This window comes from Streptomyces sp. M41(2017) (genome assembly GCF_002078175.1).
Classification (GTDB): Bacteria; Actinomycetota; Actinomycetes; order Streptomycetales; family Streptomycetaceae; genus Streptomyces.
In genome coordinates this window covers 4,342,952-4,368,081 of sequence record NZ_MWFK01000001.1, presented here as the reverse complement: position 1 = coordinate 4,368,081, position 25,130 = coordinate 4,342,952, and the positions used below count along the sequence as shown (strand labels likewise).

General features: G+C 71.9%; 20 protein-coding genes. 6 read left to right on the top strand and 14 right to left on the bottom strand.

The window, feature by feature from the left end:
- Window positions 1-194 precede the first annotated feature (194 nt).
- Window positions 195-1,175: a LuxR family transcriptional regulator gene (locus B0675_RS19165; protein WP_081220041.1), complete on the top strand. Its 981-nt coding sequence runs from the start codon at window positions 195-197 to the stop codon at window positions 1,173-1,175.
- 36 nt (window positions 1,176-1,211) lie between these two features.
- On the top strand, window positions 1,212-1,694 hold the full coding sequence (locus tag B0675_RS19160) for a DUF456 domain-containing protein (protein WP_081220040.1): 483 nt from the start codon (window positions 1,212-1,214) through the stop codon (window positions 1,692-1,694).
- 26 nt (window positions 1,695-1,720) lie between these two features.
- On the opposite strand, the gene B0675_RS19155 is transcribed toward B0675_RS19160, so the two are convergent.
- On the bottom strand, window positions 1,721-3,007 hold the full coding sequence (locus B0675_RS19155; RefSeq protein ID WP_081220039.1) for an SGNH/GDSL hydrolase family protein: 1,287 nt from the start codon (window positions 3,005-3,007) through the stop codon (window positions 1,721-1,723).
- 209 nt (window positions 3,008-3,216) lie between these two features.
- Between B0675_RS19155 and B0675_RS19150 the strand changes: the two genes are divergently transcribed.
- Both B0675_RS19150 and B0675_RS19145 read left to right on the top strand, forming a co-directional pair.
- Window positions 3,217-3,585, top strand: coding sequence for a PPOX class F420-dependent oxidoreductase (locus tag B0675_RS19150; protein ID WP_081220038.1), 369 nt, complete (start codon window positions 3,217-3,219; stop codon window positions 3,583-3,585).
- Window positions 3,586-3,680: 95 nt separating this feature from the next.
- On the top strand, window positions 3,681-4,421 hold the full coding sequence (locus tag B0675_RS19145; RefSeq protein ID WP_081220037.1) for a peptidase E: 741 nt from the start codon (window positions 3,681-3,683) through the stop codon (window positions 4,419-4,421).
- Between the two features lie 119 nt (window positions 4,422-4,540).
- Here B0675_RS19145 and B0675_RS19140 read toward each other — a convergent pair whose 3' ends face one another.
- From B0675_RS19140 to B0675_RS19085, 12 genes are all read right to left on the bottom strand, one after another.
- Window positions 4,541-6,043, bottom strand: coding sequence for a DNA-3-methyladenine glycosylase 2 family protein (locus tag B0675_RS19140; RefSeq protein WP_081221873.1), 1,503 nt, complete (start codon window positions 6,041-6,043; stop codon window positions 4,541-4,543).
- A gap of 193 nt (window positions 6,044-6,236) precedes the next feature.
- Window positions 6,237-7,313, bottom strand: a complete 1,077-nt coding sequence (rsgA, locus tag B0675_RS19135; protein WP_241539962.1) for a ribosome small subunit-dependent GTPase A — start codon at window positions 7,311-7,313, stop codon at window positions 6,237-6,239.
- Between the two features lie 329 nt (window positions 7,314-7,642).
- Window positions 7,643-8,392, bottom strand: a complete 750-nt coding sequence (locus B0675_RS19130) for an NUDIX hydrolase (protein WP_081220035.1) — start codon at window positions 8,390-8,392, stop codon at window positions 7,643-7,645.
- Between the two features lie 82 nt (window positions 8,393-8,474).
- Window positions 8,475-11,204 (bottom strand): CHAT domain-containing protein, encoded by a 2,730-nt coding sequence (locus B0675_RS19125; protein ID WP_081220034.1) that lies wholly within the window; start codon window positions 11,202-11,204, stop codon window positions 8,475-8,477.
- Window positions 11,205-11,294: 90 nt separating this feature from the next.
- Entirely contained in the window at window positions 11,295-12,824 is a 1,530-nt protein-coding gene (locus tag B0675_RS19120; protein ID WP_143661075.1) for a CATRA conflict system CASPASE/TPR repeat-associated protein, read from the bottom strand.
- 110 nt (window positions 12,825-12,934) lie between these two features.
- Window positions 12,935-13,270: a CATRA system-associated protein gene (locus tag B0675_RS19115; protein WP_081220032.1), complete on the bottom strand. Its 336-nt coding sequence runs from the start codon at window positions 13,268-13,270 to the stop codon at window positions 12,935-12,937.
- 245 nt (window positions 13,271-13,515) lie between these two features.
- Entirely contained in the window at window positions 13,516-14,178 is a 663-nt protein-coding gene (locus B0675_RS19110; RefSeq protein WP_081220031.1) for a hypothetical protein, read from the bottom strand.
- The gene (locus B0675_RS19105) at window positions 14,175-14,597 is read right to left on the bottom strand and encodes a hypothetical protein (protein ID WP_081220030.1); all 423 of its coding nucleotides are present in this window, start codon (window positions 14,595-14,597) and stop codon (window positions 14,175-14,177) included. Before B0675_RS19105 ends, B0675_RS19110 begins: the two co-directional genes overlap by 4 nt.
- 3 nt (window positions 14,598-14,600) lie before the next feature.
- Complete coding sequence (locus tag B0675_RS19100) at window positions 14,601-17,036, bottom strand: glycoside hydrolase domain-containing protein (RefSeq protein ID WP_081220029.1); 2,436 nt, start codon at window positions 17,034-17,036, stop codon at window positions 14,601-14,603.
- A 526-nt stretch (window positions 17,037-17,562) separates the two neighbouring features.
- Window positions 17,563-19,044 (bottom strand): cellulose-binding domain-containing protein, encoded by a 1,482-nt coding sequence (locus tag B0675_RS19095; RefSeq protein ID WP_081220028.1) that lies wholly within the window; start codon window positions 19,042-19,044, stop codon window positions 17,563-17,565.
- A 391-nt stretch (window positions 19,045-19,435) separates the two neighbouring features.
- Window positions 19,436-20,758, bottom strand: a complete 1,323-nt coding sequence (locus B0675_RS19090) for a radical SAM protein (protein ID WP_081220027.1) — start codon at window positions 20,756-20,758, stop codon at window positions 19,436-19,438.
- A gap of 71 nt (window positions 20,759-20,829) precedes the next feature.
- Window positions 20,830-21,492: a pyridoxamine 5'-phosphate oxidase family protein gene (locus tag B0675_RS19085; RefSeq protein ID WP_081220026.1), complete on the bottom strand. Its 663-nt coding sequence runs from the start codon at window positions 21,490-21,492 to the stop codon at window positions 20,830-20,832.
- Window positions 21,493-21,659: 167 nt separating this feature from the next.
- Here B0675_RS19085 and B0675_RS19080 point away from each other — a divergent pair, with 167 nt between their 5' ends.
- Window positions 21,660-22,508 (top strand): alpha/beta hydrolase, encoded by an 849-nt coding sequence (locus B0675_RS19080; RefSeq protein ID WP_081220025.1) that lies wholly within the window; start codon window positions 21,660-21,662, stop codon window positions 22,506-22,508.
- A gap of 85 nt (window positions 22,509-22,593) precedes the next feature.
- Here the strand turns inward: B0675_RS19080 and B0675_RS19075 are convergent, their stop codons facing one another.
- Window positions 22,594-23,601: a hydroxyacid dehydrogenase gene (locus B0675_RS19075; RefSeq protein ID WP_081220024.1), complete on the bottom strand. Its 1,008-nt coding sequence runs from the start codon at window positions 23,599-23,601 to the stop codon at window positions 22,594-22,596.
- A gap of 242 nt (window positions 23,602-23,843) precedes the next feature.
- Between B0675_RS19075 and B0675_RS19070 the strand changes: the two genes are divergently transcribed.
- Window positions 23,844-25,094: an FAD-binding protein gene (locus B0675_RS19070; RefSeq protein WP_081220023.1), complete on the top strand. Its 1,251-nt coding sequence runs from the start codon at window positions 23,844-23,846 to the stop codon at window positions 25,092-25,094.
- Window positions 25,095-25,130 lie beyond the last annotated feature (36 nt).

Genomic DNA, 25,130 nt, shown 5'->3' with positions numbered 1-25,130 from the left:
GGTTCGGCTCGCGTTCGCGCAGGCCAGGCCCAAGCAGGGCATTACGGGCGGTGGTTGGTGCTGCGGTGGCGTGAGCTTGTCAGAGGGGCGGGGGGTGCGGCGATGATGTGCGGAGGCGGGTTTGCGCCGTGGCCTTTTCCCGCCACGGTGCCGCCGACCGGCCGGAACGCATTTCTGGGGAGGGACATCGCCGCATGCTGGGAGCGATAGGTCTGGACGAGACCCACGAGTCGGCGTACCGGGCACTGGTGTCCGTGGGCGCCGCCGACGTACCCGATCTCGCGCGCCGGCTCACGCTCGGTGAGTACGACACGGAGCGCGCGCTGCGCATCCTGGAGCGGCACGGTCTGGCCGCGCAGTCCTCCGCCCGGCCGGGTCGCTGGGTCGCCGCGCCGCCGGGGGTCGCGCTGGGCGCGCTGCTCACCCAGCAGCGCCACGAACTGGAGAAGGCGGAGCTGGCGGCGGCCCTGCTGGCCGAGGAGTACCGGGCCTCCGCCGCCGAGCCGGCCGTGCACGACCTGGTGGAGGTGGTGATCGGCGCGGCGGCGGTCTCCCAGCGGTTCCTCCAGCTCCAGCTCGGCGCGGCCGAGGAGGTCTGCGCGCTGGTCACCGGGAACCCGCTGGTGGTGTCCGGGACGGACAACGACGCCGAGGAGCAGGCGGCGGACCGGGGCGTGCGCTACCGCGTCGTCGTCGAGCGGTCCGTCCTCGACCTGCCGAACGGCATCACCGAGCTGTCCGCCGCGCTCGGCCGCGAGGAGCAGGTGCGGGTCGTGGACCAGGTGCCGACCAAGCTGGTCATCGCCGACCGCTCGCTGGCGATGGTGCCGCTGACCTCGCACACGGCGGAGCCGGCGGCGCTGGTGGTGCACGCGAGCGGGCTCCTGGAGCTGCTGTCGGGGCTGTTCCAGTCGGTGTGGCGGGACGCGCTGCCGCTGCGCCTGGGCAGCCGGGGCGTACTGCAGCAGGAGCCGGACGGCCCGGACGGCGCCGACCTGGAGATCCTCTCCCTGCTCCTCGCGGGGCTGACCGACGCGAGCGTGGCCAAACAGCTCGATCTGGGGCTGCGGACGGTACAGCGCCGGGTGAAGCGGCTGATGGAGCTGACGGGCGTCGCGACCCGGCTCCAGCTGGGCTGGCACGCCTACGAACGGGGCTGGGTCGCGCGGGACTGATCTGCGGTTCCGCGTCCGCTCGGGCAGGCTGGGCAGATGGGAGTGTGGGAACTCCTGCTGGTCGGCGTGGTGATTCTGCTCGGCCTGTCCGGAGTACTGGTGCCCGGTCTGCCGGGGTCGTGGCTCGTCTGGGCCGCGATTCTGTGGTGGGCGCTGTCCGATCCCCGGCCCTCGTCCTGGGGGGTTCTCGTCGGCGCGACGGTGGTCCTGCTGCTCGCGCAGGCCGTCCGCTTCGTCCTGCCCCCGCGCCGGCTGCGGGAGAGCGGCGCCACCACCCGAATGGCGGTGTACGCCGGGGCCGGGTCCCTCCTGGGTTTCGTGCTGGTGCCGGTGGTGGGCGCGATCCCGGGTTTCCTCGGCGGCATCTACCTCTGTGAGCGGCTGCGTCTGGGCGGCCGGGGCGAGGCGTGGACGTCGGTGCGGACCGCGATGCGGTCGGGCGGCTGGAGCGTCCTGACGGAGTTCTTCGCCTGTCTGCTGATCCTGGGCGGGTGGCTGGGTGCCGTGATCGCGGGCTGACGGCGGCGCCTCCGGAGCGGCGGGGGCTACGGGTGGAGCGCCGCGCCGGTCGGGACGAGGGCGGTCAGGTCGATCGTGTCGGCGAGCGCGCGCATGCCGGTGTCGTTGAAGTGCAGATGGTCGCCGGGGTCGTAGGCGGGGAGGATCCGGTTCGGGCGGCGCGGGTCGCGGACCGTCGCGTCGAAGTCCGCGACGGCGTCGAAGATCCGCCCGGTGCGGATGGCGTGGTTGACGGCGAGCCGCACCGCTTCGCGGGCCGGGGTGCAGGCGCTGTGGCCGCCGTACGGGGTGATGGTGGCACCGATGACGCGCAGGCCGCGGGCGTGGGCGCGGCGCACGAGGAGGCGGTAGGCGTTCTCCAGGTCGAGGGGGTCCGTCACCTCGGGGCTGCCCTTGATGTCGTTGATGCCCTCCAGCACGATCACGGTGCGGACGCCCGCGCGGGAGAGGACGTCGGTGTCGAGGCGGGTCAGCGCGCTCGGGCCGCGTCCTTCGCGCAGGACCCGGTTGCCGGAGATGCCCGCGTTGAGGACGCCGGGGCGGCGACCGGCGGGGAGGTCGCGCAGCCGGTCGGCGAGCCGGTCCGGCCAGCGGTGGTCGGCGCTGAACGAGGAGCCCGTCCCGTCGGTGATGGAGTCACCGAGCGCGACGACGCTGCCGGCGGTCGAGGAGCGGAGCACGTCGACGCCGGTGACGTAATACCAGTTGCCGATCGTCCGGGTGTACGCCGCGCCGCTCTCGTCGCTGGTGCGGTCGCCGCCGGGGGCGACGAAGTTGGCCTGGAGCGCGGAGCGGTGGAACGTCGCCGGGCCCGAGTCGGCCGGTGTGTGCACGGACACCAGGAGGTTGGCGTCGGCGGGCACCGTCAGGGCGACGGGGTCGCTGACCACGTCCCGGCCCGCGCGGAGGGTGAGCGAACGGGCGCCGCCGAAGGTGACCGTACGCACGCTGCCGGCCACGGCGCCCGGTCCTGTCGGCCTGCCCGGGAGCTGCAACGCCAGGGTGACGGAGCCGAGTTGGAGGGGCGCGGTACCGAGCCGGTTCGAGAGGCGGACGCGGGCCGCCCGGCCGCCGACGCTGGTGTGCACGACGTTGCGGATCGAGGCGCCGGGCAGTGCGGGAGCCGTGCCGGAGGCGGCGCCCTCCCAGGTGCCGGTCCAGGTGTCCCGGGCAGCGCTCCGGTTCTCCGGCCGTGGTGCGGCGAGAGGGCCGGGGCCTGAGTCCGCCGCCTCGGCGAGCACGCCCGGCGGGATGAGAACCAGAGTGGTCACCAGGACGACGAGGAGACGCCTGAGCATGATCGCGCGGGTCATGGGGCCATGGCTTCCCTGACCACGGGACCGCGCAACGCGGGGTCACACCAATGGCGGCGGGACGCCGGCCCGCGGCGTCCGGGACGGTCGGTGAACGGCCCGTTCCTCACGCGCACCGCCCTCCCCCACCGCAACCGAACCGGTGTCGTCCGACGGACGTAGGTCCGGAACCCGATGCGTCGAGGGATGGCGCGTGTTTGGCTGCTGTCATGACCGAATTCAGCGAGGCGGAGCGTGCGTACCTCAGGTCGCAGCGGCTGGGGCGACTGGCCACCGTGGACCCTCTCGGGCAGCCCCAGGCCAACCCTGTCGGCTTCTTCCCGCAGGACGACGGGACGATCCTGATCGGCGGATACGCGATGGGAACGACCAAGAAGTGGCGCAATCTGCAGAAGAACCCGAAGGTCGCGTTGGTCGTCGACGACATCGTCAGCGTGTCTCCGTGGAAGGTGCGGGGTCTCGATATCCGCGGGGAGGCCGAACTCCTCACCGGAAAGCACGACTTGGGCCCGCACTTCAGTGAGGAGCTGATCCGGATCCACCCGCGGCGGATCCACAGTTGGGGCCTGGAGGACTGAACGGCCAAGCGGCCCGAACCCGTTGATGAGGGGCCATCTGGAGACACAACGGCCCAAGATCGCCGGGCCGTTGGACCTTGGTAGGGTCCCGAGCCATGACCGCCACGGAACCCACGATCCTGGCCACCTCGGGTGGTCACCGCGTCGGCGACCGCACCCGCGTCCTGTTCGGGCCGCTCGTCCACCACGCGGTGGAACTGGCCCGGGTCGAGGGCCGCCGCCCCCGCGTCATGTACGTCGGGACGGCGATCGGCGACGCCGAGCACTTCGCGTCCAGGATGAGCGAGGCGGCGCGGGTGGCGGGCTTCGACCTGACACCGCTGCACCTGTTCCCGATGCCGAACGTCGAGGACGTCGAGGGCGCCGTCCTCGAACAGGACGTCGTGTGGGTGATGGGTGGTTCGGCGGCGAACCTGCTCGCCGTGTGGCGGGTCCACGGACTCGACGCGGTGTTCCGCCGCGCCTGGGAGGCGGGGGTCGTGCTCAGCGGGGTGAGCGCCGGTTCGCTCTGCTGGTTCCAGGGCGGGACCACGGACTCCTTCGGCCCCGAACTGCGCGCGCTCACCGACGGACTGGGCTATCTGCCGTTCGGCAACGGCGTCCACTACGACAGCGACCCGGGCCGCCGCCCCCTGGTCCACCGGCTGGTGGCCGACGGCACCCTCCCCGAGACCCACTGCACCGACGACGGCGTGGGCCTGGTCTACCGCGGCACGCGCCTCGCCGAAGCCGTCACGGAGCTCCCCGGCAAGGCCGCCTACGTCGTCACCCGCGAGGGCGACACGGCGACGGAGTCCCGCATCGAACCCCGCGAACTGGCCGCGCCGGGCGTCTGAGAGCCGCCTGTTCGCCGGTGGGCTCCCGGAACGGCCGGCGGCACCCGCGCGCCCGGGTCCGGGAGACATGATGCCGTCCGGCCCTTGCCCCGTCGGTGCTCGGTCCTCCCCGCGTCCGTCTACAGCTGCCCGGCCCCGCGCAGGTGTTGGACCGCGTACGACCGCCAGGGGCGCCAGGTGTCCGGGAGGTCGGTGCCGGGGGGCGCCGTGTCCGGGTCGCCGAGGGCGCGCGTGCGGATGACGGTGGCGGTGGCGCTGTCCATGCCGGGCAGGGTGAGCAGGGACTCCTGTGCCGCGTCGCGGTCGGCGCCGGGGTCGAGGCGCAGGGCCCCGTCGGCGAGAGCGGCGGTCAGTGCGCCGAGGGGACCGTCCGGCTCCGCCTCCGCGAGCACGGCGGCCTCCGGGAAGAGGTGCGTGAGCGGGCCGCACGGGGCGTCCAGCGCCTTTCCGTAGCGCAGCACGAGGCGTTCCGACTCGTCCTTCCCGACCAGCGCGCGCACCGCCAGCTCGTCCGGATCGGCGGTGCCCGGTGAGCGCAGTCCCGGTCGTGCCGCGACGAGCGGGGCCAGCCGCGCGTCGGCTCCCAGCCTCTCGTCGACGGCGTACGGGTCGGCGTCGAGGTCGAACAGGCGGCGCAGCCGCTGGACCGCGGTGGTGAGGTCGCGGAGGTCCGTGAGGTGCAGCCGGGCGTCCAGCCAGCCGCCCGGGCGGCCGTCGGACCCGTCTCGGATGGACCGGTCCCGCTCTGCCTCGGTGGCGTCCGTGCCGTGCGGCGCACCGTGACTCGCCCCGCCCGGGCCTTCGCCGCCCACCGCGGCCGGTGCCGTACGGCCTCTTCCTCCGCCCGCGCGCTCGTCGACGGCGACGATCCCCGTCCCGTAGGGCAGTCGGAGGGTGCGCCGGTAGGTGCGGCGACCGCGGTGGCCGCTGACGGACTCGACGCCGGGCACCGCCTCCGCGGCCAGCAGGTCGAAGACGGCGATGGACTGGTAGGGGCCGCGGTAGGCGAGGCGGAGGGGCACACCGGCGGTGGGGGTGGCGGCGCGACGGACGGCGGGGCCGGTGCGGGGCGCGGCGGCCCGGAGCCCGCTCGGCGTCGACGCGTACACCGCGCGGATCGTGTCGTTGAACTGGCGCACGCTGGCGAATCCGGCCGCGAAGGCGATCTGGGTGATGGGGAGGCCGGTGGTCTGCAGGAGGATGCGCGCGGTGTGCGCCCGCTGGGCCCGGGCGAGGGCGACGGGGCCCGCGCCGACCTCGGCGGTGAGCTGGCGCTGTACCTGGCGGGCGCTGTAGCCGAGGCGCGCGGCGAGCCCGCCGACGCCCTCGCGGTCCACCACGCCGTCGCCGATCAGGCGCATGGCGCGGCCGACGGCGTCGGCGCGTACGTTCCAGGCCGCGGAGCCGGGCACGGCGTCGGGCCGGCACCGGCGGCAGGCGCGGAAGCCGGAGCCCTGCGCGGCGGCGGCCGTCGCGTAGAAGCGGACGTTCTGCCGCTTCGGCGTCACCGCGGGGCAGCTGGGCCTGCAGTAGATCCCGGTCGTCCGCACGGCGAAGAAGAACTCCCCGTCGAAGCGGGCGTCCCGGCTGCGTACGGCTTCGTACCTGGTGTCGTCGTCGATCACCCTTCCAGTGTGGCCCGGAGCGGACAGCGCGGCTGGCGGGATTCGGACACCATGCTGCGGGCCGGGTGGAGGCGCCGGAGGCAGCGGCCACGGCCGGCCGGGGTGGAGCGGCGGGCGCGCCGTCGCCGTACCCCGGCCGGACCGGTGGAGGAAGCGGAGAGCCAGAACCGGCGGCCCTCCGCGGGTGCGGCTACCAGCGGCCCCGCTTGGCCTCCATGGCGGCGCGGCCCTCCGCGCCCTTGCGCTTCCAGTCCCGGCGGATCTCGGCGCGTACCCGGGCGTCCGTCTTGGCGACGATCCGCTGGTTCTCCCGGATCAGCTTGCGGTAGCTGTCGAGCCGCCGCTCCGGCAGCGCCCCGGAGTCGACGGCCTCCAGCACCGCGCAGCCGGGTTCGGCGACATGGGCGCAGTCCTGGAAGTGGCAGTCGGCGGCGAACTCCTCGATCTCGGCGAACACCTGGCCGACGCCGGTCTCGGCGTCCCAGAGGCCGACGCCGCGCAGTCCCGGGGTGTCGATGAGGACGCCGCCACCCGGCAGGACGAGCAGGTTGCGGGTCGTGGTGGTGTGCCGGCCCTTGCCGTCCATGTCACGGGTGGCCTGGACCTCCATCACGTCCGCGCCCAGCAGGGCGTTGGCGAGGGTGGACTTGCCGGCGCCGGACTGGCCGAGCAGGACCGCGGTCCCCCCGGCGAGCACGGCTTCGAGGACGTCGAGCCCCTCGCCGGTCGCGGAGCTGACGGTGAGCACGGGCACGCCCGGTGCCGAGGTCTCCACGTCCTGGACGAGATGGCCGAGCGTCACCGGGTCGGGCACCAGGTCGGCCTTGGTGAGGACGACCACGGGCTGTGCGCCGGACTCCCAGGCCAGGGCCAGGAAGCGTTCGACCCTGCCGAGGTCGAGTTCGACGGCGAGCGACACGGCGACGACCGCGTGGTCGACGTTCGCGGCGAGGATCTGCCCCTCGGACCGCTTGGAGGAGGTGGAGCGTACGAAAGCGGTGCGGCGCGGCAGGTACGCCCGGACGTAGCGGGGATGGCTGGAGGGTTCGACGGCGACCCAGTCGCCGGTGCACACGACCCGCATCGGGTCGTGCGGTGTCACGAACGCGGTGTCCGCGCGGATGACCCCGTCGGCGGTGGCCACGTCGCACTGACCGCGGTCGACGCGGATCACGCGTCCGGCGACGAGACCTTCGGAGAGGTGGGGAGCGAACTCGTCGGCCCAGGCGTCGTCCCAGCCGTAGGACACGAGCGGGGAGAGGTCCAGGGACGCGAACGAGGTCGGGAGGGCGGAGCTGGAAGTCAAGGGAGACCCTTCACAAGGGCGGCCCCGGCGACGCGCACTACGGCGCGAAGGAAGAGGAAGGTCAGCCGGCGGCCACGGAGGTGGACTTGATGAACTTCTGGATGCGGGCAGCGCCCATCTCAATGACAGCCATCGGTCACACCTCCCAGTGCACAATCCAGGTCACCCGCGACAACGAACCCCGTCGCCGCTCCAACGGGCACCACTTTAGAGAGCCCGCGGCGACGGCGCCATCGAATTACGGACAGAGGCCGCTGCCCGCACCGTGGGTGGTCTCCCCGTCGGGCCGGTCAGCCCGGGTCGGCCTTCAGCACGCCCTGGGCCGTGGCCAGCGCGTAGGCGGACAGGGTGAACGCGTCGGAGATCCGCCGGTCCGCGACCATCGTCCGGAACTCCCCCTGCGATACGGCCCGGTACGCCTGGATCCCCTCCGCCCGGGCGTCCCCGGCCGGCTCGTCGGCCACCTGGTCCGTCCCCACGTGCGCGAGGTACAGATGGTCCACGCCCGCACGCAGGCCGGTGTCGGGAGAGAGCGCGCCGAGATAGGTGAAGTCCACGACGTGGACGCCCAGTTCTTCCTGAAGCTCCCGCGCGGCAGTGCCGGCGCCGTCCTCTCCCGGAGCACCGAAGCCACGGGGGATCTCCCAGTGCCATTCCCGGCTCGCGTGGCGGAAGTGACGCAGCAGGACGACTCGTCCGTCGGCGAGCAGGGGAAGCACGGCGGCTCCTCCGGACGCGGACGCGGGCACGATACGGATGTACGTCCCCAGTCGGCCGTTCGCGAACCGTACGGCGTCACGGACCAGGCAGAAGTAGGCGTCGCGATAGACGACACCGATGTCTCCGACGCTCTCGGGCAGCCCCGCCGCGACGGCCAGCCGTGCCATGGCGTCGGCTGCCCGGTCCTGGTCGGCTCGGTCGAAGAGGATTTCGAAGGCCGCGCCGGGGGGGTTCACGAAGAGTTCGGGACGGTGCTCCCGCAGTGCCTCGTAGTCGGTGAGTGCGGTCTGCTTGCCGGTGGCTGCGTCGTGTGCGCCCATGGCTCTCCTCTTGTCCGCTTGTCCGCGTGTCGTCCGCGTGCGCTGTCGGTCGCGGCGCCGCGCCGGGGCGATCACGACCGGATCATAGATACAGGGCGATGGGGAGCCGATCGACCCGGGCCTCCACCGAGGTGTACGTCTCGATACTCTCCCGGTAGTGGTCGTGCAGGGTCTGCACGACGTCGAAGACGCCGGTGGCCGAGGATCCGAGGACCGCTCTGCTCTCGCGGAGCAACGTACCGACCGTCGCCACCATCGCCGAGTCACGGACGGACCACAGCGGCACGCCGATGGCACCCGCACCGCTGATGATCAGCGACCGCATGAACCCGAGGACGTCGCCGCCGTCGGACCGCATGCCCTGTCCGGCCAGGCAGGCGCCGAGCACGGTGAGTTTGTTCCTCGGCAGGCTGACGCGCAACGCGAGGTCGAACTGCGACAGCATGTCCGTCCTTCCCAGGTGGATGAGCGGGCCGGAGACCTCGGGCTCCTCCACGTACACGCCGTGCCCGGCGTAGACGAAGAACTCCGGTTTCACGGACACCAGTTGCTCGAGTCCGTCCCAGTCGGCGGTGAAAGCGCCCGCGACCTTGCCCTTGAGGGCGTCGGGGACCTCTCCGGCCACATGGACGTGCTCCGCCGTCCAGCCGACGTCGACGATCTCGTCGCCCGTCGCCCGTGTGTCGGTGGACAGCAGCGCGGCCAGGTCGTCGTCGTGTTCCATGAGCTGCTTCTTGAGCAGGTGACGGCCCCGTGTGACGAAGGCGGCCACGCTCACCGAGTGCGACAGCGGGACCCGGGCGGCGAGCGGCCGGTTGTCACCCGGCGCGGTGGCGACGTGCAGCGGGATCGCGAAGATGTCGTCGGTGGGGATCAGGGTGAGGTGGTCGGGCGGCCCTCCTTCGCCGGCGCTCTCCCACACCGGCCCGACGAGCAGCTCCCAGATGCGCCGGCAGGTTCCTTCCTTCGGGACCGGGAACGCGGGGTCCGCGAGGTCCTCGAAGACCGTGCGCGCGAGGTCGGCCACATCCGTGTACGGAACGGAGGGCAGCAGCGTGAGCACCCCGGCCCGGCAGACCACGATGCCGAGCGAGTCGGGCGCGGTCGCCTCCTCGCCCTCCAGCGGCGCGTCGGACGTACCGAAGCGGAAGTACCGCACGACACAGGAGCCCTCGTGGTTGAGGGTGTACTGGACCAGCTGGTGGGCGATGTCCTCGTCGTGGGTCGCCGATGTCAGCGGGTGCTGGAGGAAGTGGTCCTCGTACTGCTGCTCCCGTTCGATGAGGAGTTCCCTCCACTCCCGCCCCTGGGCCGCCCCGGCAGGTTCCTGTGTGCGCAGGGGCGTGCGGCGCCCCTCCGAGGAGTCCCTCCCGGCCCGGGATCCTTCGGGAGCCGTGGGCAGCGGATGCGCGGGGCGGCCGAGGACGGGTGGGCGGGACGACGCGAGCAGGTCCAGGAGTTCCCGGCCCGAGGACTCCTCCACCAGGGACACGATCTTCTCCAGGTCCTCCTGCCGGTGACCGCCGCGTGCCATCCGGGCACCGATGGCGCGCAGATACGCGGGTCTCACGTGGTGGGCGTAGGCACGTTTGTACACGGGCAGCGCGATCGCCTCGCGCACCGACTCCGCCATCCTCAGCCGGCGGTCCAGGACGTCCCGCGGTCGGTCGGCGGCGGGGAGGGCGGCGGCCGTCTCCCGGTAGTAGCGCACGGTGTAGGCGTAGAAGTCGACGTCCAGCCCGGCTCGTCGGCCCGTTCCGACGGCGTCGTCCTCCAGCTCGTCCAGAAGGTTCCCCAGATCGGCCAGACCGTCGGGGCCGCCGGCGCGTCGGGCGAGGTTCTGGCGGGCGATCCGCCGTCCGCGTTCCCACCCCGGCCCCGCGTGCTCCCCGCGGCCGTGACCCAGATCGCGCAGGGTCGCGAAGCTCCTCTCGGGGCTGTCGCCGCAGAAGGCCTCGTTCAACAGCGACTGCGCCGTGCGGTAGGTGTCGTTCAGGCCCCGCGAGATGGCCTTGGAGCGTGCGGTGACGCGCAGCGACTGCTCCGTGTCCCCTGCCTGGCGCAGAGCGGTGGCGAGGTTGTGGAGGGCATTGGAGTAGCCGCGGAGGAACTCCCTGTGCCTCAGGGGTGTTTCCTGATCCGGCACGGTATCGATGGCGACACCGTGCTCGTTCGCCTGCTCGACGAGTCGGTCGTGGTTCCGCCGCATCGGCGCGACCCTCGCGTCGGCGTCCCTCCCCGTGGTCCTGCCGTCGTCCTTCTCACGCGCCGCCTGCTCGCGTTCCTCGAACTCGGCGCGGGTGTGGTTGCTGAGCAGGTCGGGCAGCACCCACCACAGCCGGGCCGACTCGGCCACCCGCACGGCTGTCCCGAAGACCCGCCGGGAGGCGGTGTAACTCCCCAGCCGGTAGCGGATCCTGCCCACTCCGTCGTACCACCGCGCGAGGGCGTAGGCGGCGAAGGGGTCCTCGGGGTCGACCGTGCCGTCGCTCCGCGACGCCAGCAGCCGCTCGGCGTCCGGCCGTGACGCCTCGATCAGCCGCAGCGCCGAGAGCAACTCGTATCCCATGTCCGCCTGGACGATCTCGCACCAGTGGGCGCCGACCCGTCGGGCGATGCCCCGGGCACCGGCCTGCGGCTCCTTGGTGTGGGCTCGCGCCATGCGTAACATGCCGATGGCGTCCGCCTGGCGCATCGGGGCGTCGAAGTCGATGTCGAACCTCATGATCAGATCCTCGACGTCCAGTGCCTCGACGAACGCCCTGATCGCGGAGCTGGGGTCCTGCGGGTGCCGCCCGTTGTCCTGACGCATGCGGAGAACTCCTCGGTGGTTCCGTCGGGTTCGTGGCTCCGGAACCGCGGGCTCGCGGCGGTGCCCGGAGCGGGAGGGAGAGGGGGCGCGCTAGCGCGGTCGGGTCAGAAGGTGCGTACCGGCGGAAGCGATCAGACCCGCCACGACGGCACCCGTGAGCGACCACGGGGTGGCGGGAGGCCCTCCTCCTCTGCCCAGCGCCACACATGTGACGGCCAGCCATCCCAGGGACGCGCCGAACAGCCCCGCGACGCCCGAGTCGAGCCATCGGTAGCGGGACGTCGTCGGCGCCACGCCCGCCCAGCGCAGGGTGGCCAGCGGCAGGGCGAGGGCCAGGGCCGCGACCGCGACGATGACCGGGGACTCGAGGGCCTTGCGCAGCGGCATCTTGTAGTTCATGGTCTGCACGGCTGCCAGCGCGGTGAGGAGCGATCCCAGGATGGAGGTCTGGACCAGCGTCAGCCAGCTGCGGTGGCTGACCAGTTCCCGCTCGACCAGGACCGAGACCGCGGCCCGCACACTGTCCGCCCGTTCGCGGGCGGCTTCCAGATGCAGCCGGTCCTCGTCCACCTGCTTGATGAGCCATTCGGCGTCGGCGAGGTCCGTCACGGTCCAGGAGACGCCCGCGCCGTGCCTGCGCGGATCGGGGGTGTGCAAGGCCATGTTGGCGACGGCGGTGGAGAGACTGCGGGTCAACTGTCGCTGGCGGGTGATGGTCCACAGCAGCCCCTGGGGCCCGAACTGCGTCTCGTCCAGCAGGTGCGACGTCCTCAGCAGGCGTTCGAGGGGCACCGGACGCCGGGCGGCGGAGTCCAGCTCCCGCAGGAGCGCCGTGGTCCGCTCGTCGCTCTCCGCTATCTGGGCGCGCGACGGCTCCGACAAGGCGTACAGCCGTCCTTGGTACCGGATCTTCGAGAGCTGGAGCAGATAACGCGCGAGCGGCCTCAGTCCGTTCCGGCCGTCGGCGGCCCAGGCCCATTCGTCCAGGTCGGCCTCGTACCGGGCCGGTGCCAGGACGTAGAGGTCGGTGGCATCCCCGGGTTCGGCGGCCTCGGTGGACCTCCACACGGAGAAGCCGTGCTCCGTGCGGTCGAAGCCGGCCCACCAGGGCTCGCTGCCGGTCCGGGGAGCGTGCCGACGGACGAGCTCGCACATCGCGCGGTCACGCCGCCCGAGCCAGGGGCCGTGCAGCGCCTCGAACACGCGGAACTCCCCCAATAAGTCCGGGGGTCCAGGCGGTCTGCCGGCGGCGGCCACGGCGGCATTCCACTCGGCGTCGAGATCGGCCCACTGGGTGAGGCCTCCGGCCGTGTCGTTGGGTGCCAGCAGGGCGACCACGCCGACGACATCGTGGTCGGCGAAGGCGAAGGCGGAATAGACGGAGTCGTCGCCCGTCCGCTGCGCGGCCGCCAACAAGGTGAACCGGGGCGCGACCGGGGGCGCCGAGCCGAAGTCGATGCGGTCCGCCGGCACGGAGGTCCCGGGGACCGGCTCACGCATGCCCAACGAACCGCATGCTCGCCACATGCGGGCGAGGTGGTCGCGAGCGCGGCCACCGATGTCGGTTTCGGCGGGCGCGAACGCCATGACGAGCAAAGCAGGCTTGGTGATTCCGCTCATGCCGTGCGACCTGCTTCCGGGATCCCGAGGGGCTGTCGACGAGCACCGAGGCTTCGTCGATGCGTGTTCCTACGCGTGCGAACGCGGACGAGCGGTTCGGCCGCGGCCGCTCACGCCGTCTCTCCTCGGGCGTTCCTGCCGTCCCGGGGGCGGTCGTTCGCCCCGCCCATGTCAGCGGTGAGCCGTGCGATCAGGTGATTCCGCTGCTCGCGCTGTTGTGCCGGAATGGGGGTGCGCCCCGGGCCCAACCGGGCCTGCGCGCGACGCGCCCCTTCTCGGTCCAGCGGCTCCAGAAGGGCCAGAACCCGAAGGGTCTCGGCGTCGTCCTCTTCGGGGAGCACGGACTCCAGCCTGGTCAGCACATCGCCGACCGTGCGCCACTCCTCCGTCGTGAGCGACCAGTCCTGGATCTCGTCCAGACGCGCACGAATCTGTCGCAGGTTCATGAAAGTCCTCCCCCGAGCACCGTCGACCGCACACCCCCGCGCACGGATTCCCCGGATCCGCCGCGTACGCGAAACCCAGTTCTTCCTGTGACGGAAGGTGTTCCTGGGTTCGCCGGCTGATTTTCCAGTCTTTGGGCCGCGTACACAAGGCGGGGCGCCCCAGCGGGTACGCAAAGCCGTCGGTGCCGCGCCGTCCGCCGGCGCGGCACCCCGCGCCGGCGGACGGCTGTCCTTCCCCCGCGGGCCTACGAAGCCGTGCGGCGGGCGAAGGACGTGGCGCGTCTGCGGCGGGCGGGGTCGAAGGCGTCGGTGGCGCCCGCGCCTTCGTTGCCGGGACCGGAGTTCCAGGCGTCGATCTTCCGGGCGACCCCCTTCACCTTGGGATGCCCGGGCTTGTGCGCGACCTCGAAGTGGGACTCCTTGGGCGTGGCGAAGTCGCCGCCCCACACCACGGCACCGTCGAGTTCGGCGAGGATGTCGCGGACGACGACCAGCTCCCGGGGATAGAAGCCGTCCTTGGCACCCAGCGGGTAGGCCTGGGGTCTGATCTCGACGGCCGTCCCGGACAGGTAGTTGGACTCGTGCGGGTCCTGGACGCGACGCGAGGTGCGGTGGCCCCGGACGTCGCCGTCGCGGAGCTGGTCGATCTCGTAGTGGAAGCGCCGTGCGACGTACAGGAGCAGGGTCGCGGCCGTGCCTCCGGCGAGGTGGACGGACTGGTCGCTGCCCTCGATGCGGTAGCTCTTCGCCTCGGGCAGGATCTCCCAGCCGTTGGCGGAGCGGCTCCCCGCCCAGTCCGTCCGGCGGGGGGCGGCGGAGGCGGGGGCCGCCCCCAGCGACCCGATCGCGGCGGCTCCGGCGAACCCGGCGGCTGCGCCCACGAAGTGGCGCCTGGTCAGCTCGTTCACGCTGTGCCCTTCTCGGTGCGTTGTTTGACGACGGCCAGCCGTACGGCCAGGCCCAGGAAGGTGACGGCCAGCAGGGGCAGGATCACCAGGGCCGGGTTGACCCATACCGGGACCAGGTCGTAGCCGGCGTTGCACTTGTCGTGCAGGGGGAACCATCGCGAAGGTTCCTGCCAGTGGACGGAGCGGTAGGCGCGGTCGTAGGTGGTGCCGGCCGCGTGGCAGGACTCCTCTGCGTCCATCGAGGAACCGGCGAGGGCTCCGACGATCCAGGTGACGAGCATGGCCATGAGACAGAGCCCCGCTGTCACGAGGAACCAGCCGGGTGTCCTCCACCGGCCGGTGAGGAGGGGCCGGCTCCACAGTCCCAGCACGATCAGGACGGGAACGGCGAGGAGGAGGAAGTTCGCGATGACACCCATCGATCAGTGGCCGGCCCGTACGGCGGCTCGCTGCTCGGCGGCCTTGAGGTACTTCTGCAGGTTGCTCTTGTACGTGGCGGCCAGGCTGTTCTCCAGGCCGACGAGGCCGAGCATGCGGTCGCTGAAGCCGAGGACGAACGCGTCGAGCTTGTCGCCGCCGCCGGGAAGATTGATCATCACGGACGGCAGCATGGCACCGGAGGCCATGATGAGCTTCTTCCGGGCGAGGTCGACGGTGACGTCGTCGGCGGCCGTGAGGATGTTCCAGCAGGACTGGTAGCAGTTCCCGCCGTTCTGCCAGCGGGTGTCGTAGTTGTTGCGGAACCGGCGCAGCCCGCCGCCTCCGTTGTACTGGGCCTTGACCCAGTCGACGATGTTCTGGCCGCCCGCGACGGCCTTGGCCAGCAGGTATCCGTCGGCGTCCTCGACCATGTCGGTGAAGCCGAAGCTGGAGACGACGGCGGGCTTGGCGAGCTTGGCGTCGCAGAAGGCGTGCCCGGAGGCGTACTGCTCCTCGGAGTTCCGCCAGTCGGCGTAGAAGGTCATGATGTCGCCGCCCCAGCCGGCGATGTCGCCGCCGGTCGCGGACTTCTTGTCGCTGGGGTCGGAGTTGACGAGGAAGCCGTTGGCGGTGGCCATGAGGTGCGTGGCGTCGAGGTCGTAGCCGGAGATGGGGTCCTTGAAGCTGTCCATCACCGACATGCCCCGGTTGTTGCAGTACTCGACGAAGCCGGAGTCGTAGCTGCCGGCGAGCCACCACCAGGCCATGCCCGCGTACTTCTCGTGGCGGATGTACTCCATGACGAGCTGGCTGGCGTTCTTGTCGTGTCCGTACGCGACGGCCATGCCGTACAGCTTCTCGACGTAGGCGATGAAGCCGTCGGCCGGACCCGCCGTGCTGTTCACGGAGTTGGTGCCGGGGTCGCTTCCGGTGCGCCAGACGTCGCGGTCCAGGTCGAAGGTGTCGGAGCCGTTGGTGACCTTGAACTCCTTGATCTGGTTCATGGACCAGTTGTCCGGCAGCGGGAAGCCCAGGTTGCCGGAGAAGCCGTAGGACATGCCGGAGACGAAGGAGTACCGGGCGAGGGTCTTCTCGGTGACGTTGGTGCAGACGTTGCGGGAGCCGTAGACGCCGTGGAGGTATTTCTTGCCCTGGCTGGCGAGGCCCGCCACCACGCCGTTGAAGTACGTGACGATGCCCTGCGGATAGCCGTCGATCGCCTCCTGGGTGGCGTCGTAGTCGCAGGCGAAGTAGATGGTGGTGCCGCGGTTGAAGCCGTAGCCGGTGGCGAGGGCGTGGGCGTTGAGGGCGTGCTGGTAGCCGGCCGTGTAGGTGAAGTCCGCCAACTGGCGTGCGTTGTCCTGGTAGATGGGGAAGACGCGCAGGCCCGCGTCGAAGATGGTCTTGAGTTCGCCGGGCTTGATCTCCTTGTCGAGGGTGGAGCCGGGCGGGTCGTACAGATAGCGGCCGACGATGCGGAAGCCGTTGTCGTAGAGCCATCTGGCGCGGGAGGCGGTTATCTCGTAGCGGGTGTCGCTGCCGTGGGCCTCGCGGTCCGGGTCGCCCATGGAGACGAGGAGCTGGGACCAGGTCTGGTAGTCCCCGAGGCCGGTCTCGGGGAGCTGCGAGAACTTCTGGAAGACCTGGACGAACTCCTTGGTCTTGGAGTCGAAGTTGTCCTTGAAGGTGGTGCGGACCTCCTGGTCGTCCTGGCCGTGCAGGATGACCGGCTCGTTGAAGACGCAGGCGGCCGTGAAGAGCTGGACGAAGATGCCGGAGTTGCCCTCGGTGAGCGTGTGGTTCTTCAGGCCGGCCTGGGTGCCCGGGCCGAAGTTGCCGGTGGGGCTGAGTCCGAGTTCGTACTGCAGGGCGATCATGAGGGCCTTCTGCACGTCGCGGGAGTAGATCCCGTCGCAGGGGCCGATGCTGTAGGCGTCCTTCTGCCAGTAGCCGCCGTTGAGCCACCGCTGGATGCCGCGGATCTTGTCGGTGCCGCCCGCGACGACGACGTAGGCGTCCATGTTGAGGATGCACTTGGCGAGCTTGGCGTTGATGACGCCGTCACCCTCGGGGATGCCCATGTTGGACCGCAGGCTCTTCACCGCTTCGCGGGTGACGCCGGTGAACCAGCCGTAGCTGTCGGGCTCGACGGCCCAGTAGCCCTTGCAGAACAGGCCGTGTTCGAGGATGGCGACGATGTTGCGGTTCGCGTCCCAGCCGAATCCGATATCACCTAATGCCTGCATTTTGGACATCGTTCCCGGGCCGAAACTGGCGACCACGGGACTGATGCCGAGTTCGTGCTGAAGGGCCATGATCAGGGAGTTCATGGTGCCCCAGCCGGTACGGCCGTCTTCCGGACACGGAACGTATCCGGCCACGGTGCCGTAGGTGGAGTTCACCCATTTCTGCGCTTCGAGGACTTTCTCGTCTGCCAAGTCTTTTCCTGTCTCCGGTCATACGGCACCGGGCCGCACGAGAGTGTGAGTCGAAAGGAAAGGGGAGGGCGTACTGGAAGTGTTCGGCCACCGAGGGGTGCCGTTCCGGCCACCGTCGCGCAACACGCGGCGCGGACCGGGGTGTTGGAGGGCGCCGACCCGTCCGGCCAGGGAGAACGCTCCGAGGGCGGGCACAGGACGGCGCGTTCGGGGCTACCGGACCGTCGTTCCTCGCTCCCGGTCCCCCGGAAGGCGTCGGCATTCCCCGTCAGCCGTACCGCACACCATGAACACGTCCCCCGCTCCCCGTGAAGGAACTTCCGGAAGAAGATCCCGCGAGCACGCTAAGGCACCCGCCACCGCGCGAACAGACCTATGACGGTCGCCCGATCGGCGCGACGGGAAACTCCGCACGCCCGAACGATGTGACTCCCGACACGACTTCGAAGGTTGTGCGATTTCCGGCCTCTCCGCGAAGGGATCGGGCCAATTCACGAGGCCTCGGGGAAAGGGCCCGCGCGTGGATTCAGCGCGCCATCGCGCAGGACGCCCCATTGAGGGTGATGGTGTCGGGTGCCGTGTTCGTGTGCTGCCAGGAACCGAGGAAGCCCACGGTGACGGAACCGCCCGCGGCGACGGTTCTGTTGTAGTCGGCGGCGGTGGCCGTCACCCGGGAGCCGTGCTGGTCGGCGGTGCCGTCCCACATCTGCGTGACCCGCTGGCCGTCGTCGAAGGTCCAGCCGAGCCGCCAGGTGTCGAGGGGCTCGGTGGTCGTGACGGAGACGGTCGCCTGGAAGCCGTCCGGCCATTCGTTGTCGAGGGTGTACTTCGCCGCGCAGCGGGGGGACTTCCTCGTCGGCTCCGGGGTGTGGTCGACGACGCGGGCCGGCGGCGAGGTCGGGCCCTGGGGTTCGGGATCGGGCCGCGCGTCGGCGGTCGCCCGCGTCGGCTCGGGCGAGACGAGCGTGCCGTCGGCTCGGGTGGTGGCCGGCGGGGACGAGGACACGGCCGGGGCGGCCACCGGCCGGTCGGCGACGGCGGTGTCGCCGCGCGGCTCGACGGCGGCGTCGCCGTCGGGGCCGAAGGGCATCAGGGAGACGGTGAGCGCGAGTCCGGAGACGATGAGGGCGGCGACCAGGACCCCGGTACGGCCGATCCGGGGCGCGGGCTCCCGGTTCTCGGCGATGCCGGTGTCCACGGCGGCCTCCGTGCGGCCGCCGCCGAGTCCCGCTTCGGCGGCACGGCGGCGGCGTTCGAGGTAGGCGAGGCCGCCCCAGCCGATCACCCCGCCCGCGAGCGCGGCGGGCAGTCCGCCGCCGTGCAGGCGCAGGCAGGCGGCGGCCTCCGCGCACTCCGCGCAGTGGGCGAGGTGCCGGGAGAGGTCCTCGGGCGTCTCGGCCGCCGGGGAGCGGGTGACCGCGTCGAGGAGGCGTGCGTAGCTGCGGCAGGCGGCGTCCATCGGGGTGTCGAGGTGGCCGCGGTGGCAGCGGGCCCTGAACAGGGCGCGCACCTCGCCGAGTTCCTCGGCCGCCGCCACCGGATCCAGGCCGAGGCGCCGTGCCACGGCGGGCAGCGGGAGTGCCTCGACCTCGACCAGCCACAGCAGGGCCGCGTCGGCGTCCTGGAGGTCCCTGAGACCGCGCAGGGCGATCGGACGGTGCAGCGGGGGCCCGGTGAAGCGGGCGGCCTTCTCGGAGTTGAGCCACAGCCTGAGGTCGGGGTCCAGCCGGTGCCCCTGGCCGTGCGCCTCCCAGCCCGCGGCGGTGGTGCGTACGGAGTTGAGCAGCAGGGGGATCCGGGGCAGCCCCGGTGTCCTGCGCCCGGTGCTCCTCGCGCGGGCCTCGGCCGCGCGGGCCTCGTGGACGCCGTGCGTGAAGGCCTCGGTGGCGAGTTGGGTCGCGGCCGCCGAGCCGGAGGTGCACAGGTCGGCGTACGAGAGCACCGCGTCCCAGCAGTCCGAGAACAGCGCGGCCTCGGCGGCGTCCTGAGGGGTCGGCAGGTCGGGCATGGGGGGCTCCTGCATCCACTGCGTCCATGTGCAACGTCAGGTAACGCCCAACTCGGCTTGCTGCACCGGGGAGTTGGAGACCGTCCCGACAACAGGCCCGAGCCTTTCACGCCTCCGACACAACTGACAAGCCGTTCCCTCACATCGCGCGACCGGACGGTCACGCGTCGGTGATGGCGACAGCCCCCGGCGCCGGGGAACGGGCACGGCCCGGACACGTGGAGGACGTCCGGGCCGCGCGAGGCGTTCAGGGTGTGAGGGGGCGTGGTGTACGGGGGTGCGATGGACGGGGGTGCGATGGACCCGAGGGGGGCACACGCGTGTCCGCCGGACCGCGCACGCCGGACGCGCCGTGCCCGGAGGCACGGCGCGTCGGTGGCGCGGCGGTGGGTCAGAGCCGGGTGGCCGGCTCCTCGGCGGGCAGGCTGTCCATGAAGGAGCTGACGGAGAAGACCGCCCGTCCGGGGCCCGGCTGTCCGTACCCGGGGGGCGACTTGAGACCGAAGTCGTCCATGGTGGCGCGGTAGGCCTCCAGCAGGCGGATGTGGTACTCCAGCGGCGCGCCCTGCGGGTTGGCCTTGCCGAGCGGCGTCGTCGGCTCCGGGCACCAGGTGGTGAAGCGGGGCGTGATGCCGTGGGACATGAAGAAGCGCAGCCCCTCGGTCGTCGAAGCGATGGCCTCGTCGACGCTGGTGAACCCGAACGGCTCGGCCATCTCCACGCCCGCCACGAAGTTGGGGATCACGTTGCGCGCGCCGAAGATCTCGGCGGAGTCAAGGATGCGCTTGTGCCACTCGTCCCGGCCGACGTAACGCTCTTTGCCGGGGCAGTACATCTTGAACAGGTACTCGTCCCACACCTCGTAGTTGGGGTGGTAGATCTGCACGCCGTAGTCCTTGAACCGCTGGACGTCGTCGCGGGGCAGCGCCTGGGCCACCACCTTGCCGATCCAGCGTCCGGGGAACCGCTCCTCGATGGCCTTGGCGTAGTGGCCGTAGAAGTCGGCCTCGTCGCGGCCGGACACGGTCTTGGTGATCGCGCCGCCGGTGAGGGTGTAGGCCGTGGACGCCTTCGCGGTGTCGTACCGGTCGATGATCTCCAGGGCTTCGAGGACCTCCTCGACGTCCTTCACCCCGGTGTACGGGCGGCCGGCCGCCTTGTGCTGGCGCCAGTTGTGGTTGATGTCGCAGTACTGGCACTCCTCCTTGGCGCCGAAGTACTGGCAGACCCGGAAGACCGTGAGGTAGATCAGGTAGCCCCACTGGATCGTGGGGGCCACCTCCATCACGGACTTCCCGTTGGAGAGCTTGTGCTTGTAGTACTCGGGCATCGGCGGCACGCCGACGTCGGAGATCCGCTTCCCGTCGAGGTAGAGCCCGAGGACGCCCTCGTCGTCGGCGGCGACCCGGTAGGGCGAGGCCGGGTTCACACGCACGGAGACCACGGTGCGTCGCAGGTCGTACGGGCCGCCGGTGAGGATGATCTCCTCCGGCGGGCGCCTGAGCGCGGCCTCGCCCAGCTCGGGGAGGGTGCCGTGGTCGAACGAGAAGATGAAGTACGACTTCGGCTTGACCTCGCCCTGCTCGTTGTCGCTGAGAGCGGACGCGTCGAAGGCCACACCCCCGCGGAGCAGGTCCTCCTTGAAGACGGCCTCCCGCGGCACGTGCGGGAACCGCTCCATCAGATCCTCGACCAGCGCGGTGCGGCTGCCCATCCCGTTCTCCTCGCTCCCGACCTGCTTCGTCTGTCGTGTTCGACTCCTCACGGTATGCCCCCGGTCCGGCGTCAGCCGTGCCGGGTCCCCTCGCGGCGCGCGACGTGGTCCGGAACGGGCTGTCCGGACGGCAGCAGCGGGTCGGGGACGGGCGCTCCCCAGGTGGCCGTGAGCGGGAGCGTGCCGGCCCACAGGCCCAGTGCGGCGTCCGGGCCGTCCCCGTCGTCCGGGGCGCCGGTGCGGATCTTGACGGAGGCCATGTCGAGGGACAGGGCGAGGACGGTGGTCGCGGCCAGCTCCTTGCGGCTGGGGGCGCGCGCGTAGTCCCACTGGCCGGGGGCGGTGTGCTCCGTGAGGAGGCGCAGCGCCTCGGTCTTCTCGTCAGGGTCGACGACCTTCCGGGGCACGCCGTGGATCATCGCGCTGCGGTAGTTCACGCCGTGCTCGAACACGGACCGCGCGAGGACGAGTCCGTCGACGTGCGTCACGGTGACGCAGACGGGCGCGTCCCCCGCCAGGCTCCGGCTCGCCACGGAGCCGTGGACGTAGAGGTCACGCTCGCCCCGCCCGTACACGGTCGGCACCACCATCGGGCGTCCGTCGACGATCACTCCGAGGTGGCAGACGAACCCCGCGTCCAGGACGGCGTCGAGGTCGGCGCGGTCGAGGCTGCCCTGCTCGCGCAGTCGGCGGTGCCGGGTGAGGTCGGTGTCGGGAAGCGGTCCGTAGGTCATGAGCGACAGAGTAACGATATCCATCGCACATTGACTACAAGACAACCGAATCAGCACTTTCCAGCATCATGAACAACGGAATTCGCACTCCCTGTACGGCGGAGCGATGCCGGGGCAGCCCAAGAAGCCGTTTGCCCCGCACGGCCCCCGCTGCGAGAGTCGCCGCCATGCCCACCTTCGCCGCGTACGACGGAACAGAGCTGGCCTACGAGGTCCTCGGGGACGGACCACCCATGGTGTGTCTCCCGGGCGGGCCGATGCAGGACTGCGCCTACCTCGGGGAGCTGGGCGGTCTGTCGGCGCAGCGCGCCCTGGTCATGGCGGACCCGCGCGGCACCGGCGGCTCGGCGGTCCCCGAGGACCCCGGCACGTACCGCTGCGACCGGCTCGTCGACGACGTGGAGGCGCTGCGCGAGCACCTCGGCCGGGACCGGCTGGACCTGCTCGCGCACTCCGCGGGGACGAACCTGGCGATGCTGTACGCGGAGCGTCACCCGGACCGGGTCGAGCGGCTCGCGCTCATCACGCCGAGCCCGTACGCGGCCGGCATCGACGTCACCGGGGAGGTCCGGCGGGAGACGGCGCTGCTGCGGGCCGCGGAGCCGTGGTTCCCGGAGGCCTTCGCCGCGCTGGAACGGATCGTCGCGGGAGACGGGGACAGCGCCGCCTTCCTGGCCATCGCCCCCTTCTGGTACGGCCGTTGGGACGAGAGCGCGCGGGCGCACCGGGCCGCGGAGGACGCCCACCGGAACCAGGAGGCCGCGGGCCGCTTCGGTGACGGCGCGTTCACGCCGGACGTCACCCGGGCGGCCCTCGGCCGTCTGCCCTGTCCGGTGCTCGTGCTCGCCGGTGAGGTGGACCTGAACTCCCCGCCTCCCGCGGTGGCCGCCCTCGCCGCCGTGTTCCCGCGTGCCGAGCTGGTCGTCCAGGCCGGGGCCGGACACTTTCCGTGGCTCGACGACGCGGAGCGGTTCACCCGGACCATCGGCGCTTTCCTCGGACGACCGGCCGGGTAGCCGCCCGGCGCGCGGAGGCCCGGCAGGCCGGCAGCCCCGCGGCGCGGGTGGCCCCCTGCCGACGCCGGCCTCGCGGTCCCCTCCGTCAGGCCGTCCGTCCCAGCTCCGTCTCGTCCACCCGGAACTCCAGCTCCCGCCCCACCAGCAGCCGTTCCAGCTCGCCGAGGACGGCCGCGCCGAGCCGGGCGACCTCGTTGCCCTGGGAACCGGCCAGGTGAGGGGTGACGAAGGCGTTCGGGAGGTCGAGGAGCGGGGAGTCCGCCGGGAGCGGTTCCGGGTCCGTGACGTCGAGGACGGCGCTGATCCGGCCGGACCGCAGTTCCCCGACGAGCGCGTCGTGGTCGACGAGGGAGCCGCGCGCGGTGTTCACGAGGACCGATCCGTCGGGCATCAGGGCGAGTTCGCGGCGGCCGACGAGATGCCGGGTCTCGGGGGTCTGCGGGGCGTGCACGGTGACGACGTCGCTGCCGGCGAGCAGGGCGTCGAGCGGCAGCAACGGCACCCCGAGCGCCGCCGCGCCGGCTTCGGTGACGTAGGGGTCGGCGAGGCCGACCTCCAGGTCGAAGGGCCGGAGCAGCTCGATGAGGCGTCGGCCGACGCGGGAGGCGCCGACGACGCCGACGCGACGGCCGAAGTTGCCGACGCCGGGCAGGATCTCGCCGTACGGGAAGGCCCGTTCGTCGCGGAGGCGGTCGCGGTGCGTGAAGACGCTCTTGCCGGCGAGCAGGATCATGGCGAGCGTGTACTCGGCGACGGGCAGCGCGTTCGCGGCGGCCGCCGACGACACGGCGATCCCACGGTCCCACACCGCCTGGGTGGTGAACCCCTTCACGGAGCCCGCGGCGTGCAGCACGGCCCGCAGCCGCGGCGCCGCCTCCAGCGCGCCGGCGTCGAGGACGGGACAGCCCCAGCCGGTGATCAGGACCTCGGTCGTGGCGAGACGCTCCCGCACCCGGGGGTCGGTGAAATCTCCCGCCACCAGGGCGGGATCGATCTCCACCAGCTCGCGCAGCCGGACGAGCAGGTCCGGCGGAAAGACGCGCGGCACGTTCTCGGCCGTCATGGCGAACATCGCCAAGGGACGCTTCGGCACGGAGGGGCCTTCCGGTTCGGGAGACGCCCGACGGCGTCCGGCGGCGGTGCGGGGCCTCGCCGCGAGCGCGTGAGGGTCGGCGAGCGTCGACGGCCTCGTGACAGCGGCAGCAACCGCTCTCTACGGTAGATCGCAGCGCGTGAGAGGGTCAACGAAGAGGTCTGTCACCTGGGCGGACCGGCGCGGTACGTTCGCCGGGCGGTCATCGCACGGGCGGCGGACATCCGAGGAGGAACAGCAGGATGACTGGGACGCTGACCAACTGGGCCGGCAACATCACGTACGCGGCCGAGGAGTTGCACCGGCCCGCCTCGCTCGACGCGCTGCGCGCGCTGGTCGCGCGGAGCCCCCGGGTGCGGGTACTGGGCAGCGGCCACTCGTTCAACCGGATCGCCGAACCGGGTGCCGACGGCGTCCTGCTGTCGCTGGCCGCGCTGCCGCCCGCGATCGACGTCGACACGGCGGCCCGTACGGTCCGGGTGTCGGGCGGCGTGCGCTACGCGGAACTCGCCGGCGCCGTCCACGCGAAGGGGTTCGCGCTGCACAACATGGCCTCGCTGCCGCACATCTCGGTGGCCGGTTCGGTCGCCACCGGCACGCACGGCTCGGGGGTCGCGAACGGTTCGCTGGCGTCGGCGGTCCGTGAGATCGAGCTGGTCACCGCGGACGGTTCCGCGTCGGTCATCGGCCGCGGCGACGACCGCTTCGACGGCGCCGTGACGGCTCTGGGCGCCCTCGGCGTGGTCACCGCTCTCACGCTCGACGTCGAGCCGGACTTCGAGGTCAGCCAGCACGTCTTCACCGAACTCCCGCTGGAGGGACTGGACTTCGAGGCGGTCGCGGCCTCCGCGTACAGCGTGAGCCTGTTCACCGACTGGAAGCGGCCCGGTTTCCGCCAGGTGTGGCTGAAGCGGCGCACCGACCGGCCCCTGCCGGACTTCCCCTGGGCGGAGCCCGCGACCGAGGCCATGCACCCGGTGCCGGGGATGCCCGCCCGCAACTGCACCCGGCAGTTCGGCGTGCCCGGCCCCTGGCACGAGCGACTCCCGCACTTCCGGGCGGAGTTCACGCCGAGCAGCGGCTCCGAGCTGCAGTCCGAGTATCTGCTGGCGCGCTCGGACGCCCTCGCCGCGCTGCACGCCCTGGACGCGATCCGCGGGACGATCGCGCCGCTGCTGCAGATCTGCGAGGTGCGGACCGTCGCCGCCGACCGGCAGTGGCTGAGCCCGGCGTACGGACGGGACACCGTGGCACTGCACTTCACCTGGGTCGACGACACGGAGGCCGTGCTGCCCGTGGTGCGGAGCGTCGAGCGGGCGCTGGAGCCGTTCGCGCCGCGACCGCACTGGGGCAAGGTCTTCGCCGTACCGCCGCGGATCCTGCGGGAACGCTACGCGCGCATGACCGACTTCCGGACGCTGGTCGACGGCCTCGACCCGGCCGGCACCTTCACCAACGCCTTCGTGGCGGACCTCCTCCCTCCCCGCTCCTGAGAGACCGGGCGCGGGCCCCGGGAGAACCGCACCGAC